The sequence below is a fragment of the Paraburkholderia lebeckiae genome, assembly GCF_050436325.1.
GTDB lineage: Bacteria > Pseudomonadota > Gammaproteobacteria > Burkholderiales > Burkholderiaceae > Paraburkholderia > Paraburkholderia tuberum.
In genome coordinates this window covers 1,539,134-1,554,022 of record NZ_JBNDLZ010000002.1, presented here as the reverse complement: position 1 = coordinate 1,554,022, position 14,889 = coordinate 1,539,134, and the positions used below count along the sequence as shown (strand labels likewise).

General features: G+C 60.3%; 15 protein-coding genes and 2 pseudogenes. 15 read left to right on the top strand and 2 right to left on the bottom strand.

Features of this window, described 5'->3' with window-relative positions:
- Nucleotides 1-432: 432 nt before the first annotated feature.
- The 3 genes from OKW44_RS10380 (at nucleotide 433) to OKW44_RS10370 (ending at nucleotide 3,432) form a co-directional block, all read left to right on the top strand.
- Nucleotides 433-1,173 carry an ATP-binding cassette domain-containing protein gene (locus OKW44_RS10380; protein WP_026226532.1) on the top strand — a complete coding sequence of 247 codons (741 nt, stop codon included), beginning with the start codon at nucleotides 433-435 and terminating at the stop codon, nucleotides 1,171-1,173.
- A 56-nt stretch (nucleotides 1,174-1,229) separates the two neighbouring features.
- A complete protein-coding gene (locus tag OKW44_RS10375) occupies nucleotides 1,230-2,225 on the top strand; it encodes an ABC transporter permease (RefSeq protein WP_018424474.1) in 996 nt (331 codons plus the stop codon).
- A gap of 214 nt (nucleotides 2,226-2,439) precedes the next feature.
- Nucleotides 2,440-3,432, top strand: a complete 993-nt coding sequence (locus OKW44_RS10370; protein WP_026226533.1) for a sugar-binding protein — start codon at nucleotides 2,440-2,442, stop codon at nucleotides 3,430-3,432.
- Nucleotides 3,433-3,635: 203 nt separating this feature from the next.
- Here the strand turns inward: OKW44_RS10370 and OKW44_RS10365 are convergent, their stop codons facing one another.
- On the bottom strand, nucleotides 3,636-4,376 hold the full coding sequence (locus OKW44_RS10365; RefSeq protein WP_018424476.1) for a FadR/GntR family transcriptional regulator: 741 nt from the start codon (nucleotides 4,374-4,376) through the stop codon (nucleotides 3,636-3,638).
- Between the two features lie 180 nt (nucleotides 4,377-4,556).
- On the opposite strand from OKW44_RS10365, the pseudogene OKW44_RS10360 reads away from it, so the two are divergent.
- From OKW44_RS10360 to OKW44_RS10325, 8 genes and pseudogenes are all read left to right on the top strand, one after another.
- A pseudogene (locus OKW44_RS10360) lies at nucleotides 4,557-5,894 on the top strand (sugar ABC transporter ATP-binding protein); the annotation flags it as partial.
- Entirely contained in the window at nucleotides 5,887-6,915 is a 1,029-nt protein-coding gene (locus tag OKW44_RS10355; protein ID WP_018424478.1) for an ABC transporter permease, read from the top strand. The pseudogene OKW44_RS10360 and the gene OKW44_RS10355, both read left to right, overlap by 8 nt.
- 67 nt (nucleotides 6,916-6,982) lie before the next feature.
- A complete protein-coding gene (locus OKW44_RS10350; protein ID WP_018424479.1) occupies nucleotides 6,983-7,927 on the top strand; it encodes an ABC transporter substrate-binding protein in 945 nt (314 codons plus the stop codon).
- 114 nt (nucleotides 7,928-8,041) lie between these two features.
- Nucleotides 8,042-9,058, top strand: a complete 1,017-nt coding sequence (locus OKW44_RS10345) for an aldo/keto reductase (RefSeq protein ID WP_018424480.1) — start codon at nucleotides 8,042-8,044, stop codon at nucleotides 9,056-9,058.
- Nucleotides 9,055-9,903, top strand: coding sequence for an amidohydrolase family protein (locus tag OKW44_RS10340; protein WP_018424481.1), 849 nt, complete (start codon nucleotides 9,055-9,057; stop codon nucleotides 9,901-9,903). The genes OKW44_RS10345 and OKW44_RS10340 overlap by 4 nt, the downstream gene beginning before the upstream one ends.
- A 25-nt stretch (nucleotides 9,904-9,928) precedes the next feature.
- Nucleotides 9,929-10,243 carry an L-rhamnose mutarotase gene (locus tag OKW44_RS10335; protein ID WP_018424482.1) on the top strand — a complete coding sequence of 105 codons (315 nt, stop codon included), beginning with the start codon at nucleotides 9,929-9,931 and terminating at the stop codon, nucleotides 10,241-10,243.
- 114 nt (nucleotides 10,244-10,357) lie between these two features.
- A complete protein-coding gene (locus OKW44_RS10330; RefSeq protein WP_026226535.1) occupies nucleotides 10,358-11,368 on the top strand; it encodes a zinc-binding alcohol dehydrogenase family protein in 1,011 nt (336 codons plus the stop codon).
- 25 nt (nucleotides 11,369-11,393) lie between these two features.
- Nucleotides 11,394-12,527, top strand: coding sequence for a mannitol dehydrogenase family protein (locus OKW44_RS10325; protein ID WP_018424484.1), 1,134 nt, complete (start codon nucleotides 11,394-11,396; stop codon nucleotides 12,525-12,527).
- Nucleotides 12,528-12,615: 88 nt separating this feature from the next.
- Here OKW44_RS10325 and OKW44_RS10320 read toward each other — a convergent pair.
- Nucleotides 12,616-12,861 (bottom strand): annotated as a pseudogene (locus OKW44_RS10320) (DDE-type integrase/transposase/recombinase); the annotation flags it as partial.
- A 319-nt stretch (nucleotides 12,862-13,180) separates the two neighbouring features.
- Here OKW44_RS10320 and OKW44_RS10315 point away from each other — a divergent pair.
- The 4 genes from OKW44_RS10315 (at nucleotide 13,181) to rpsU (ending at nucleotide 14,674) form a co-directional block, all read left to right on the top strand.
- Nucleotides 13,181-13,384 (top strand): cold-shock protein, encoded by a 204-nt coding sequence (locus OKW44_RS10315; RefSeq protein ID WP_018424486.1) that lies wholly within the window; start codon nucleotides 13,181-13,183, stop codon nucleotides 13,382-13,384.
- A gap of 279 nt (nucleotides 13,385-13,663) precedes the next feature.
- Complete coding sequence (locus OKW44_RS10310) at nucleotides 13,664-13,888, top strand: hypothetical protein (protein ID WP_018424487.1); 225 nt, start codon at nucleotides 13,664-13,666, stop codon at nucleotides 13,886-13,888.
- Between the two features lie 198 nt (nucleotides 13,889-14,086).
- On the top strand, nucleotides 14,087-14,353 hold the full coding sequence (gene infA / locus OKW44_RS10305) for a translation initiation factor IF-1 (RefSeq protein WP_018424488.1): 267 nt from the start codon (nucleotides 14,087-14,089) through the stop codon (nucleotides 14,351-14,353).
- Nucleotides 14,354-14,461: 108 nt separating this feature from the next.
- Complete coding sequence (gene rpsU / locus OKW44_RS10300) at nucleotides 14,462-14,674, top strand: 30S ribosomal protein S21 (RefSeq protein WP_026226536.1); 213 nt, start codon at nucleotides 14,462-14,464, stop codon at nucleotides 14,672-14,674.
- The last annotated feature ends 215 nt before the right edge of the window (nucleotides 14,675-14,889 follow it).

Sequence of the window (14,889 nt, the reverse complement as noted above, 5' to 3'; positions counted from 1 at the left end):
GGTGGGAACATCTGTTTTGCACTCCGGCAAGATCATTGAGTGTTACGTCACGCGCAGAATGAGCGGTAATGGAAGAGGTCGTGGCGTAACCAGCCTGGACGAGGTTTTTTCGACTACCGCGCGCAGCGCGAGACATCAGGGTTAGCAGGACCGCCGGGGACGCTCTGATATCGTGCGATGTTTCTCGGGCGTCGTACAAACATAAAGATCCGAGCCGCCATGAATCGCATTGTATTTGCCTTTTTCTGCCTCGAACAACATCGTCGCGCGATTGAGTCGTCTTTCCAACGGGCAGACGGCGCAATGGACCCCGTCATAAAGAGGCTTGCTAAAAGCCGCATCGTGCACTAAAAAACATCTACTTGCTTCGCATGTCTACTGGCCGCCCGGCCAATGCAATGGGCGCCTCCACCCCAGCGAGCGCGACAGTCCATGAGTCTTCTTGAGCTCAGAGGCGTTTCCAGACATTTCGGCGCCATTCAGGCCCTGATCGACGTAACGCTCAGTCTGGAGCCGGGTCAGGTGGTCGGGCTCATGGGCGATAACGGGGCTGGGAAATCGACGTTGGTGAAGGTCGTCGCCGGCAACTTTCCGCCTTCGCACGGCGAAATCGTCATCGATGGAAGGCCCGTGCATTTCAACAAGCCGGTCGACGCGCGCGCTCGCGGCATCGAGGTCGTCTATCAGGATCTCGCGCTTTGCGACAACCTGACAGCGGCCGCCAATGTCTTTCTTGGCCGCGAACTGCGGGTCGGGTTCGGGCCCATCCGCGTGCTCGATCACGCGACCATGTATCGGCGCGCCGGTGAACTGTTCAAGGCACTGAAGTCCGAGACGCGCCCGCGCGACCTCGTCCGGCAAATGTCCGGGGGGCAGCGGCAAGCCGTGGCCATCGCCCGCACGCGCCTCTCGGAAGCGCGGCTCGTCCTCATGGACGAGCCGACCGCCTCGATCAGTGTCCGCCAGGTCGCCGAGGTGCTCGATCTCATCAAACGCCTGTCCGAACACGGTATTGCGGTCATCCTCATCAGCCACCGCATGCCTGACGTATTCGCCGTCGCCCACCGCGTGGTCGTCATGCGGCGCGGGCGCAAGGTCGCGGACAAGAAGACCGAAGAGTCCTCCCCGGAAGAAGTGACCGGTCTCATCACCGGAGCCATCGCCGCCGCCTGAACCTGCCTCGCACGGGAGACCCAATGTTGAAGGACGCACCGCGAAGGCCCCCTCCAATGCCCACATTGCTCGATGATCCACAGTCCGCGAGGACGCATACCCGCTGGTCGGGACTGCTTGCAAGCCAGGTGTTCTGGGTCGTGCTGGCAACGACCGTCGCCTGCCTCGTCCTTTCTTTTGCGACCTCGACCTTCGCGACCTCCGAGAACCTTTTCAATGTCACGCGAAACTTTGCGTTCGTCGCCATCGTCGCGCTCGGCATGATGGCGGTAATCGTCACGGGCGGCATCGACATTTCGGTCGGCTCGACGATTGGCATCAGCGGCATCGTGCTCTCGGTCGTCATGAACGCGGGCTACCCGATCTGGGCCGGCATCGGCATGGGGCTCCTGACCGCCGGGCTCGTCGGTCTCGTCAACGGCGTGCTCATCGCGTATCTCGGCATGCAGCCTTTCGTCGTGACGCTTGCGATGCTGAGCGTCGGCCGCAGCCTCGCGCTCGTGATTTCCCGCAGCCGGACCATTTTCGATTTCGGTCCCGATGGCAGCAAGCTCCTTGCGCTCGGCGGCGGCGCGACGCTCGGTGTCGCCAACCCGGTGTGGTTCCTGATCCTGCTTGCGCTGCTGTTCTGGTTCGCGTTCGGCTGGACGCGCTGGGGCCGCTACGTCTTCGCGATCGGCGGCAACCGCCATGCGGCGAATCTGACCGGAGTGCCGGTGCGCCGCATCGTCTGCTCCGTCTATATGCTTTGCGGCCTCATGGCGGGCGTCGCGGCGATTCTCGAAGTCGGCTGGCTAGGCGCGGTGACGACAGGCCTCGGCACTGGCGATGAACTGCGCGTGATCGCTGCCACCGTGGTCGGCGGAACCAATCTGGCCGGCGGGGTAGGCAGTGCCTTCGGAACTGTCGTCGGCGCGGCGCTCATCGAAGTCATCCGCAACAGCCTGATCCTGCTCGGCGTCGACGCGTTCTGGCAGGGCACGGTGGTCGGCACCTTTATCATTGTCGCGGTGCTCTTTAACCGGCTCGGCGGCGAGCGGCAAGGAGATTGAAATGTCTTCGGATGCACCGGCCGCATCGCGGCAGGTGCTGCAGGAGGCGGGCGCGGCCGGATCAGACGCGGAACTGGCGGACGCACGGTTTCACAAGACCGCAAGATTCCGCTCACAGGCCGAAGCCCGATTCCGGGCCTGCCGTGGGGAAACGTTGTGAAACTGGGTGGGCCGACATGGGCGCCGTAGAGCCGGCGCCGAACAGGAGGAAACCATGAAGAATCTATGGATGTGTCTTGCTGTGGCTGGAGGACTCGCAATGCTGGCGTCTCCAGGCTTCGCGGCGGACAAAACCCTCGCGCTGGTGGTCAAGGGTCTCGACAACCCGTACTTCGACCTCATGCATCAGGGATGCGAACGGGCGAACAAGGAACTCAACAAGCAAGGCTACAACTGTTACTACACCGGCCCCGCGACCGCTGCGGACGAGAGCGCGCAGGTGCAGATCATCGACGATCTGCTGACCAAGGGCGTCGCGAGCATGGCAATCTCGCCTGCGAACGCGCCGGCCGTGGGGGAGGTGTTGCGCCGCCGCGGCGGATCGATCCCCGTCATCACAGCGGATGCCGATCTGTTGCCGAAGGATGCCTCGCTGCGCAAGGCCTACGTCGGCACCGACAACTACGAGCTGGGCGCCAAGCTCGGCGAGCAGTTGAAGATGCTGATGCCGAAGGGCGGCAATGTCTGCCTCGTGATGGGCAATCCGGCGGCGGAGAACATCAACCAGCGGGCCCAGGGCGCGCGCGACGTGCTCTCCGGGAAGAAGGGCATCTCGAAGCTCGCTGGCGAGAACGGCTGGCATGAGATCAGTGGCTGCCCGCTCTACGTGAACGACGATGCCGCCAAGGCGAACCAGATGATGCAGGACACGCTGACCGCCAACCCCACGGGTCTCGACGCCTTTCTGCTGGCGGGCGGCTGGCCGCTCTTTGCGCCGCAGGCCTTTTCGCAGGTCGTCGCGCCGATCATGGACAAGATCAAGAACGGCAAGTTCGTGATTGTCTCGGCGGATACGCTCGGGCCCGAATTGCAGGCGCTCAAGGAACGTAAGGTGAATGTGCTCGTCGGCCAGCGGCCCGAAGAAATGGGCTACCGCGCCGCGATGGTCATGCGTGACCTCGCGCAAGGCAAGTCGGTGCCTCCGGTCATCCACACAGGACTCGACGTCTGCACATGGAAGAACGCCGACACTTGCCTGAAGCATTGAAGGTCCGGCGTCCCACGTGATCACGATGACGCGCCACCGCGAAACTCGCTAAGAGCGTCGTGAGCGTCCGGGCGTTACGCCGCTCCCCGCCGGGTGCGCCGGGGACTGCCCGGCGGCATGGGCGCCACCCGTCATCGGCGCAATTGACGATGCGTGGCGACGCTTCTCGCGACATGCCCGCTCAAAGTGGTTCGATTCGCAACTCAACCTAGTCGCGCGCGGGTAACTTTACCGTCCGCATCGGTGGGCGCGACCTTCCTGATGTCACTCCCGACCCAGCGCACTTCAGAAGATTTCAGATGCGATCGCATCGCCGCTTCTGCAGCAATAGGGTCACCTGCTTCCAGCGCATGCAGGACTTTTTCGTGCTCCTCGACCGCAGCCATCCATGTGGCCGTATTTTCCGCGAGTTCGCTAATCCTCGCCCCGATCGGATCACGCCTCGCGTCAAACAGATCGGCCACATATCGGCTCAACACCGTATTGCCGGCCGCTTCCGCGATGATCAGGTGGAACTGCCGGTCCGGTTCCAGAGGAGATTTGCCGGCGGAGGCGAGGCGATGCATCGCCTCCACGCTGCGCCGCAACCGGTCCAGAAAGCCGGCTGTGAGCCGCGTGCTGGCGAGCACGACGAGGCTGCCTTCGATCACGGCCCGCGCCTGCATGATTTCCGTCGGACTTTCGCCTAGCACAGCCAGTGACCCTTCACTTTCGTTTGCGGTTTCGCGCACATAGACGCCCGAACCCATACGGGTCTCGACGCTGCCGCCGATTTCCAGGGCGATCAACGCCTCGCGCAGAGATGGGCGCGAAACACCCAGTTGCTGCGACAACTCGCGCTCGGCCGGCAGTCTCGAACCCGGAGGGAAATCGCCTCCGTGGATGAGGCCGCGAATCTGGTCGGCGACTAATTGGTAAAGCCGCTTTGGCTCAGTCTGTTTCATTTTGCTGCCGGAAGAAAAAATGGCCCGGTCGTCCCTCGACCGGCGATCAAGTCTACCATGCAAGCCCGGCAAGGCTTTGCGCACGTTCGGTAGGAACGATGCGGGTTTGTACCTGGTAAGGCCAATATCGACAGAATACAAATTGGCTTGACCAAACGCGCGATTTATTTTCTAATCTAATACCAGCCCGATGCCGGCACGATCGTTTTTCGCGGTGTGGAAAGGCGGTTCGCATCCTCACTCGAGGCACAGGAAGCAGGCATTGCGATCATTCACCAGGAACTGAATCTGGTGCCCCACCTCTCGATTGCGGAAAACATCTACCTGGCACGCGAGCCCAAACGCGGACCGTTCATCGATCGCGCACGATTGAATGGGAACGCCCAGCGCGCGCTCGCTCGCATTGGATTGTCGTTGCCGCCCACCAGGCTGGTGGGGACGCTGTCGATCGCCCAGCAACAGATGGTCGAAATCGCCAAGGCTCTCTCGCTCGACGCCCAGGTGCTGATCATGGACGAACCCACTTCGTCGCTCACCGAATCCGAAACCATGCACCTGTTCCGGATCATCAAGGAGTTGCGCGAGAACGGGGTTGGCATTGTCTACATCTCTCATCGTCTCGACGAAATGAAGCAGATCGTCGACCGCGTGACGGTGCTGCGCGACGGACACCACATTTCAACGGACGATTTCGCGGCGACCAGCATGGATGAGATCGTTGCGCGGATGGTCGGCCGGGCGCTGAACGATGCGTACCCGCCGCGCCGCTCGGTCGTGACGCAGGAGGTGCTGCTGCGTGTCGACAATCTGTCGCGCGCACCGGCATTTGGGCCGGTTTCGTTCGAACTGAGGCGAGGCGAGATTCTGGGCTTCGCCGGTTTGATGGGCGCAGGGCGGACCGAAGTGGCACGGGCGATTTTCGGCGCTGACCAGCCGGACGGAGGCGAGATTCATATCGGGAGCGAGCGCGTCTCGATCCGCTCGCCTATCGACGCGATTCGCCACGGCATCGCGTATCTGTCGGAAGACCGCAAGAGCGACGGCCTCGCGCTGAAGATGCCGGTCGCGACCAACATCACGCTGGCCAATATCGAGGCGGTGTCGGGTCGCGCCGGCTTCATCCGCTTCGCCGAAGAAGCGAGCATCGCCCAGCGTTACGTTGAAACGCTCGGAATCCGCACGCCGACGGTCCATCAACTCACGCGCAACCTGTCCGGCGGCAATCAGCAGAAGGTTGTCATCGGCAAATGGCTGTTTCGCGAATCGAAGATTCTGTTTTTCGACGAGCCCACGCGCGGCATCGATGTCGGCGCGAAATACGCGATCTACACGCTGATGGATCGGCTCGCCGCGCAGGGCATCGGCGTCGTGCTGATCAGCTCGGAATTGCCCGAGATCCTCGGTATGTCCGATCGCATCGCGGTATTCCACGAAGGCCGGATCGCCACGATCCTGGAGACGCGCCACACCAATCAGGAAGAAATCATGCACTTCGCATCGGGACGAAATCATGCTTGAAATAACATCCGAACAGACCACTACTGTCGACACCAGCGCGAAGCTCCGGCGTCGCGACCTGATTCAGAAATTCGCCGCGCTCGGCAGTCTGATCATGCTGGTGGTCGTCTTTTCATCGACCAGTTCCGCGTTCTTCTCGCTCGAAAACGGCATGACGGTCGCCTTGCAGGTGACGTCGATTGCCTATCTCGGCGTGGCGGCAACCTGCGTGATCATTACGGGTGGAATCGACCTGTCCGTGGGTTCCGTCCTTGCGCTGTCAGGTGTGGTTGCCGCGTTGCTCGTCAAGGCCGGCGTGCCGATTCCTCTCGGCATGTTCGGCGGCGTCGTGGTGGGCGGCCTGTGCGGGCTCGTCAATGGCCTGTGCGTCACGCGTATGGGTCTGCCGCCCTTTATCGCCACCCTCGGCATGATGCTGGTCGCGCGCGGTCTCGCGCTTCAGATCACGGGTGCGCGCCCGGTTTCCGGACTCGGCGACGCTTTCGGCGAACTCGGAAATGGCGCGCTGTTCCGCATCTCGCATGTCGGAGCGGACGGATTCCCCGATACGGTATTTCCGGGGATTCCTTATCCCGTGATCATCATGGTCGTGCTGGCGGTGGCTGTATCGATCATGCTGACGCGCACCTCGCTCGGCCGGCACATCTACGCGGTCGGATCGAATGCCGAAGCCGCGCGGCTCTCCGGCGTCAATGTCCGGCGCGTCACCTTATTTACCTATGTGCTGTCCGGCGTACTCGCCGGTCTGACGGGGTGCGTGCTGATGTCGCGCCTCGTCACGGCGCAACCAAACGAAGGCGTCATGTACGAGCTCGATGCGATCGCGAGCGCCGTGATTGGCGGGACGTCCCTGATGGGCGGCGTCGGCACGATTTCGGGTACGGCCATCGGTGCGTTCGTCATCGGCGTACTGCGCAATGGCCTGAACATGAACGGCGTATCGAGCTTCGTCCAGCAAATCATCATCGGACTGGTCATTCTCGGCACGGTCTGGATCGACCAGGTCAGAAACCGTCGATAAAGCACATCGAATGATGCCATTCGAGAAGTCCAACAAAGCAGTGCAATCACCAACCAAGGAGTGAGACATGAGAAAGATGTATCTGGCATTGGCCGCCGCACTTTTGACCGCAGTGACGGCCCACGCGAATGCGGCGAGCGGAGAAATCGCCGTGATCGTCAAGACGGCCAACTCGAATTACTGGCAGAACGTGCAAAAGGGTGCAACGGAGGGCATGAAAGGGCTGAACGGCTACACGATGACGTTCCAGGGACCGGCGACCGAGTCAGCCGTGGCGGACGAAGTCAATATGGTCGAGAACGCGGTGAACCGGCATGTCGCGGCGATCGTGCTCGCGCCGTCCGATCCCGATGCGCTGGTCCCGGCAATGAAGAAGGCCTGGGAGGCAAAGATTCCGGTCGTCCTGATCGATTCGCTCGTGTCCGATTCCGGCAAGCAGTATTACCAGTCGTTTCTCTCGACCGATAACGACAAGGCCGGTGAATTGTGCGCGAAAGCAATGATTGACCGCGTCGGACAGACAGGAAAAATCGCTGTGATGTCGTACGTGGCCGGCGCGGGTTCTGAGATCGGCCGCGTGGGCGGTTTCCGGAAGTATCTCGCGCAGCACTCCAAGCTCCAGATCGTCGGACCGTTCTACTCGCAGTCGCAGATGGCGACCGCGCTCAATCAGACGACCGACGTGCTGTCGGCCAATCCGGATCTGAAGGGCATCTTCGGTGCGAACGAACCGACCGCCGTGGGTATGGGGCGTGCGTTGGCGCAGTCCGGCAAAGCCGGCAAGGTCGTCGCGATCGGTTTTGACGGCAACCAGGACCTCCAGGGCTTCGTCAAGGACGGCACCATCCAGGCCATCGCTGTTCAGGGCTCGTATCAGATGGGCTACAAAGGTGTCAAAACAGCGGTGGAGGTCATCGAACGCAAGCCGGTTACGAAGCAGCTGGATACCGGTGTCGTGATGGTCGACAAGAACAATATCGATCAACCGGTCGCGAAGAACGTGTTGTATTGAAGCGCGGCGCGGACGACGCCTGACGGCGTTGTCCGCCCTTGAGGACTGCGCCGTTCAAGACACGCTGTAAGGCGTTGGACATCCGGCAACGACTCCCTGGAAACGGAATTCCTGATGAAAGCAAGTGATCTGCGTGATCTGTCGCGTGGGGCCGTGCAACTGAGCGCACTCGGTATGGGCTGTTCGCAACTTGGCGGCTTGTATCGCACGATGCCGCCGGAACAGGCGCGCGCGCTGATGGACGAAGCATGGTCGCTCGGTCTGCGCTATTTCGACACCGCGCCATTCTACGGGTACACGCTTTCGGAGCGCCGCGTGGGCGACGCGCTGTCAGCACGGCCACGCAACGAGTTCGTGCTGAGTACGAAAGTCGGCAGGCTTCTTCGGCCGGATCCGACTGTTCAATGCGGCGATGACGGCTGGGCTGAGCCGCTTCCTTTCCGGCCGCACTACGACTACAGCTTCGACGGCATCATGCGGTCTTTCGAAGACAGCCAGCAGCGTCTCGGTATTCCGCAGATCGATCTGCTGTATGTGCATGACATCGGTCGAATGACACATGGGGATGCAAACGTCGAGTTCTGGAAACAGCTGACCGAGGGAGGGGGCTTCCGCGCACTCGACACGCTGCGTAGTGCAGGGCAGGTCAAAGCCATCGGTCTTGGAGTGAATGAATGGCAAGTTGTGCATGAAGCCATGCAGGAGATACAGCTCGATGTGACGTTACTCGCGGGCCGTTATACGCTCCTCGAGCAGGATTGTCTGTCGCCATTTCTCGACGATTGTGTAAGGCATGGCAATTCGATCGTGGCCGGCGGTGTGTTCAATTCCGGCGTGCTGGCAGGTAATGGCAAGTTCAATTACGGGGACGCCCCCGCCGGTGTCGTGTCGCGCGTCCACCGGCTGGCTGAGGTTTGCCGCGAATTCGAGGTTCCGTTACCCGCTGCGGCACTGCAGTTTCCCCTTGCGCATCCCGCGGTTGTGTCGTGCGTGGTCGGCGCGCGCAGTGTCGAACAACTCCGGCAGAACGTCGCGTGGTTTGAGCAGGCGCTGCCAGCCGGATTGTGGCAGGAGCTGAAGTCGGACGGTCTGATTGCGGAAACCGCACCTGTGCCCGAGGTGGTCGAGTGAGCCTGCGTATCGACGCACATCACCATTTCTGGCACCTCGCGGCGCGTGTGGGGCATTGGCCGCCTGCTCGCCTCGAAGCGATCTATCGAGACTTTGGGCCGGCCGATTTTGAACCGCTGCTTGAACAATGCGGTATCGACGGAACCGTCCTGGTCCAGTCCTTACCGGACAGCAAAGACACCGGGTTCCTGCTCGAATTGGCGACCGGTCACTCTTTTATCCGTGGTGTGGTGGGATGGGCCGATCTGAAAGCACCGGACGCGCCGCAAACGATCGATGCTTTGGCCTGCCACCCGAAGCTGAAAGCGCTGCGGCCGATGCTGCAGGATCTTGCCGACGACAACTGGATCGACGACCCGGCATTGCGACCGGCGATCACGGCGATGCTCGCGAATGACCTTGCATTTGATGCACTGATCGTCCCGCGTCAGCTCCCCGGACTGGTCGCATTCGCGAGGCGATATCCCGGTCTGCGGATTGTTATAGATCATGCAGCCAAGCCACTGATCGCTATCAGGCAACTGGAGCCGTGGCGAAGCGCCATGGACGATCTGGCCAAACTCGAAAACGTACATTGCAAGCTGTCCGGCTTATGGACGGAAGCGCCGCCGCACACGGACGTTGCTGCTTTCGATCCCTACGTGGAAACGCTATTCCGATTGTTCGGTACCCGCCGTCTGCTGTGGGGGAGTGACTGGCCTGTCCTGCGGCTCGCATCAGGCTTCGGCGACTACGCCGGGTGGCTTGCCGCCTGTGAAACATATTGTGAGCGGTTTGCCCGTGGTGAGGATAAAGACGCCGTGTTCGGCGGCAACGCTTATCGCTTCTACCGGCTAGAAGAATAGGGAGAGTGTGATGCAACGAATGGGAATGGTCATCGGCATTGATCCGCAGCGCGTCGACGAATACAAACGCCTGCACGCGCAGGTGTGGCCGACGGTGCTCGATCGGCTGAAGCGCTCGAATATCACCCGCTATTCGATTTTCCTGCGGGAACCCGAGAACCTGTTGTTCGGTTACTGGGAATACGTCGGAACTGACTATGAAAGCGATATGGCGGAGATTGCGAGCGACCCCGAAACACAACGTTGGTGGAGCCTGTGCGGTCCGTGCCAGAAACCGCTGCCGAGTCGTGCGCCGTCGGAACACTGGGCCCGGATGGAAGAGGTCTTTTACCTCGAATAAGTGTCGTCGCAACATCGCACTCGTTTGATCTCGCCGTAAAGAGACAAATTAGCCGAGCCCGCATCGAAACCGGATCATGGCTTCGCGGGTCCTGTACTTGAAAGAGGAAACCTCATGCTCACCGTTATTTGTGAAACTCCCGGCGTACTGCGCTCCGAGACGCGCTCAATGCCATCGCGAGACAGCGGCGAGGTGTTGCTACGAGTGCGACGCGTCGGCGTATGCGGCACTGACCTGCACATCTTTACCGGCAATCAGCCATTTCTAGCGTACCCCCGCGTGATGGGACATGAACTGTCGGGGACGGTCGAAGAGGCCGATGCGGATTCCGGCCTGGCCGTCGGCGACCCGGTCTACGTGATGCCCTACCTGTCATGCGGTCGGTGCATTGCTTGCAGGAACGGCAAAACGAACTGCTGCGTGAACATTCAGGTATTGGGCGTCCACCGTGATGGCGCATTGACGGAGTATCTAAGTCTGCCGCGTCAGTTCGTTCACAAGGCTGAAGGGATCACGCTCGATCAGGCGGCAATGATCGAGTTTCTCGCCATTGGCGCGCACGCGGTTCGTCGCGCAGACGTTCAGGCGGGACAGCGCGTGCTGGTAGTCGGTGCAGGTCCGATCGGTATGGCCGCGATGATCTTTTCACGTCTGCGCGGGGCCACGGTGACGGCGCTTGATACACGGCTCGATCGTCTCAACTTCTGCGCGGAGAAAATTGAAGTGGCGGCTACCGTGCAGATCGGCGATACCGACATCGACGAACTGACGAAACTCACCGACGGCGAATTCTTCGACGTGGTCTTCGATGCGACGGGTAATCCGGCTGCCATGGAGCGCGGCTTCGAGTTTATTGCGCACGGCGGAAAATATGTGCTGATTTCCGTGGTGAGAGACCAGATCACTTTCTCCGATCCGGAGTTCCACAAGCGCGAAGCCACGCTGATCGGAAGCCGCAATGCGACAGCGGAAGATTTCGAAACTGTGCTCAGAGCCATGAGTGCTGGCCAGGTGCCCGATGCGGCACTCAATACACACCGGATGAAACTTGCCGAAGTTCCCGCGGAATTTCCGAAACTGCTCGAGCCGTCCGCGGGCGTAGTGAAAGCCATCATCGAATGCTGACGATCACGCATATCGGATATCAGCCATGAGCCAGCCAATTCTTCAGTTCGGGACCAGCCGCTTTCTTCAGGCGCATGTCGACCTGTTTGTTTCGCAAGCCATGGTGCGCGGTGCCGCGCTCGGCGGCATAACGGTCGTGCAGACCACCAGCAGCGAGGCAAGTCAGAAGCGCATTGCCGCGCTGGCAGGCGGCGGACGATATCCGGTACGGATTCGAGGTATGCGTCACGGAGCACAGGTGGACGAGATGCTGAGTGGCGACGCGGTACGCGCAGCCTGGCACGCCGAGACTCATTGGAAACAGGTGCGAGATGCCGTATCGGAACATGCCCAGGTGATTGTTTCGAATACGGGAGACAGGGGGTTCTGGCTTGATGACCGGGATACCGCAGCGCTTCTGAATCATCCGGAGCGCGTGCCACATAGCTTTCCGGCCAAGCTGTTGGTGTTGCTTCATGCTCGTTGGGAAAGACATCCTGATGCGCCGCTTTCTCTTTTTCCGTGCGAACTCGTGGTCAACAATGGCGATACGTTGCGCGAACTCGTCGTGACGCTGGCGACGACATGGCGCCTGCCGGAGTCCTTCACTACCTATCTTCGAACGCGTTGCATATGGGCCAATTCCCTCGTCGACCGCATCGTTTCGCAGGCAATTGAACCGGTAGGCGCCGTTGCCGAGCCGTATGCGCTCTGGGCAATTGAGCAGCAGCCGGGACTGGTTTTGCCCTGCACTCACGAAAACATCGTGTTGACTGACAATCTGCAGCACTTCGAGCGTCTGAAGCTGTTCATGCTCAATCTCGGTCACAGCTATCTGGCGCAGCGCTGGCTAGAGGACCGCAGGCCGGTTGACGAGACCGTATGTCAGGCAATGAACGACCCGATCCTGCGCGCCAACCTGGAAACTGTCTGGGCGGAAGACGTGCTCCCGACGTTTGCGGCCCTGGGTCAGCGCGAGCGGGCTCTCGCGTATCTCGTCGAATTACGCGATCGTCTACTCAATCCGTTTCTCGAGCACCGGATAGCGGACATCGCGCAGAATCACACCGAGAAATTGCAGCGGCGTTTTTTGCCGCTCGTACAACTTGCCGACAAGCTCGGTGTGAATCCTGGACCACTGCGAATACGAGCGATGCTGGAGCGCGTCGCATCGGTTTAGGAACTGCCTCGGGAGGGCTGGGCGTCTCATTGAAGAGGGCGCTCCCATTCTGAAGTACGGTCGGGTCATCGGTATTGCCACGCACGATGAACGGACTCTTGCGAATGCGATGCATCGATTCGATGCCTGAAATCGTGGTCACGGCATACCTGAATCGCTTGAAGCCGAGCATCGCGCTCGTTCTGGACTTGATGTTTCGATGGTCCTGCTCGATCAGATTGTTCAGGTACTTCGAGGACTGGATCTTCGTGTCCTCCGGCAGCTGGCCATCGGCCTTCATCTCACGCACCGCCCGGTGTTAGGCGGCATACCCACCGAGCGTGATCGTCTCCGGCGAGATCTCGATTCGTCCGCGCTTCAAGTTGAACTGGTTCGTCTGGAAATATGGCGTATCGTGTGAAGCAGGACAAGGGGGCGCAGCCAGGCAGGGCCGCATCGCTCCCTCTGCAGAATGGGCCGCCGAGTGAAACGGTTACAAGATAAGTATTGACGCAGGTCCGCCCGGCGGGTAATGTGCCGTTCGAAGTTCAAGAAGTTCGATTGCTGTTCATCAATTGCTCGCTCCTCAGCGGTATTCGTTGTCCTCTCCCTCCTTGAAGCTTCACACACTCTTTACTAGAGCAAATCTTCGTATTTTTCCTCAAGGATTCTTCATGGATACCGGCACCGTTAAGTGGTTCAACGACAGCAAAGGCTTCGGCTTCATCAGCCCGGATAAGGGCGGCGACGACCTGTTCGCTCACTTCTCCGAAATCAGGGGCGACGGCTTCAAGACACTGGCTGAAAATCAGAAGGTGAGCTTCGAAACGAAGCAAGGCCCGAAGGGACTGCAAGCGGCTAACATCAAGCCGATGTAATGTTGAAGGGCCCCGGCCTCCCGCGACGGATGCCGGGTTGCAGCGATACCCTCGCGGAGCTTTGTCTCCCTCAGTTGGCGTGGTCGATCCTGATTGGCATCTGTTTATTGAGCAGCTTGCCAAGCGCCATACGCCTCGTTGCGCCTCATTCTCCCCCCAGGCTTCAACGCCATTTTTCGCTTTTCGACTGCTTCAGAATTCGGCTCGAATGGCTTTGAATCGGCGCACCCATGCGCTTTTCGCACGGCACGTGCGCGCTCGAATATCATTAAAATTAAAATGCAAAACAGACAAGTTCAACAATACAGCGGCTATGCCGTCCAATCGTCGGCGCATCGTTTGCCCGACGGTAGCTTCTCATCTAACCTGCTGCTCGAATGCATTGATAGTGCGCGAGCCGAAGGCCGCTACTCGTTCTATTCCCTCGATTATTTCAAGAGTGAAGAGCAGGCGTTGCAGCACTCGACCCAGTGGGCACGCAACTGGGTCGACACGCGCGGTTAAAGACGACGCCACGGTTCGAAACACCCAACGCATCTGAGGCGCCAGGGCGGGTACAACAAAACGCCCCCACATCACGCGGGATCCCGATTGCACATCGTCGGCACGCATGGCGGACACCCCCCTTCCTTCTGGCCCCGTCGATAGTGGCGGGGCAGATGGCGGCCTTTGGGTACAATGCAGGACTAGTTCGCTTCGCAAATGCCCAAAGAAGAACTGCTGGAACTCGACGGTATCGTTGAGGAAGTGCTGCCAGACAGCCGTTACCGCGTCACGCTCGACAATGGCGTGCTGGGAGGTGCGTATGCGTCCGGTCGTATTCGCGAGAATCACATTCGCATCCTTGCGGGCGATCGGATAACGCTGGAACTCTCGATGTACGACCTGACGAAAGGACGAATCAATTTTCGACATAAAGATGAACGGAGCGGTGGCGCAACGCAAAGAGCCGCATTTCACCGTCGTTGATGGCGCGATACGCGACCGTCGGCTGTGACCCTTACCTGTGCCGCGACGCCGCGTGCACATCCACATCACCATTCGCCATTGCTGCCGGATCTCAACCAAGGAAAAAAATTGACTACCGTAATTCTGAAAGCCGACGAGCCCATGGAAGTTGCAATACGCCGTTTCCGTCGCGCGATCGAGCGCACCGGCTTGATTCCCGAGCTTCGTGCCCGGACAGCCTATGAAAAACCTACCACAGAACGCAAGCGCAAAAAGGCTGCTGCAGTGGCGCGCCTGCGCAAGCAGATCAAACGGTCGTTGCCGCCGAAAAAGCGGTACTGATCCGGAACTGCAGAGCAGCCATGCAGATGCGGCCGTCCAGTGCACAGCCGGATGTCTCGCGTAACCTTCGCATGGGGAACCGCTTCTGATCTTGGCCGAGTGACACCGGTTGAATCCGCTTTCGCATACCGGTCACTCGATTTTCTGCGATCGATAGACCGCTTCAGGTCGGGCGCCGCCCTTCGCGGCGGGTAGCCAGCGGCCAGGAGCGGCGG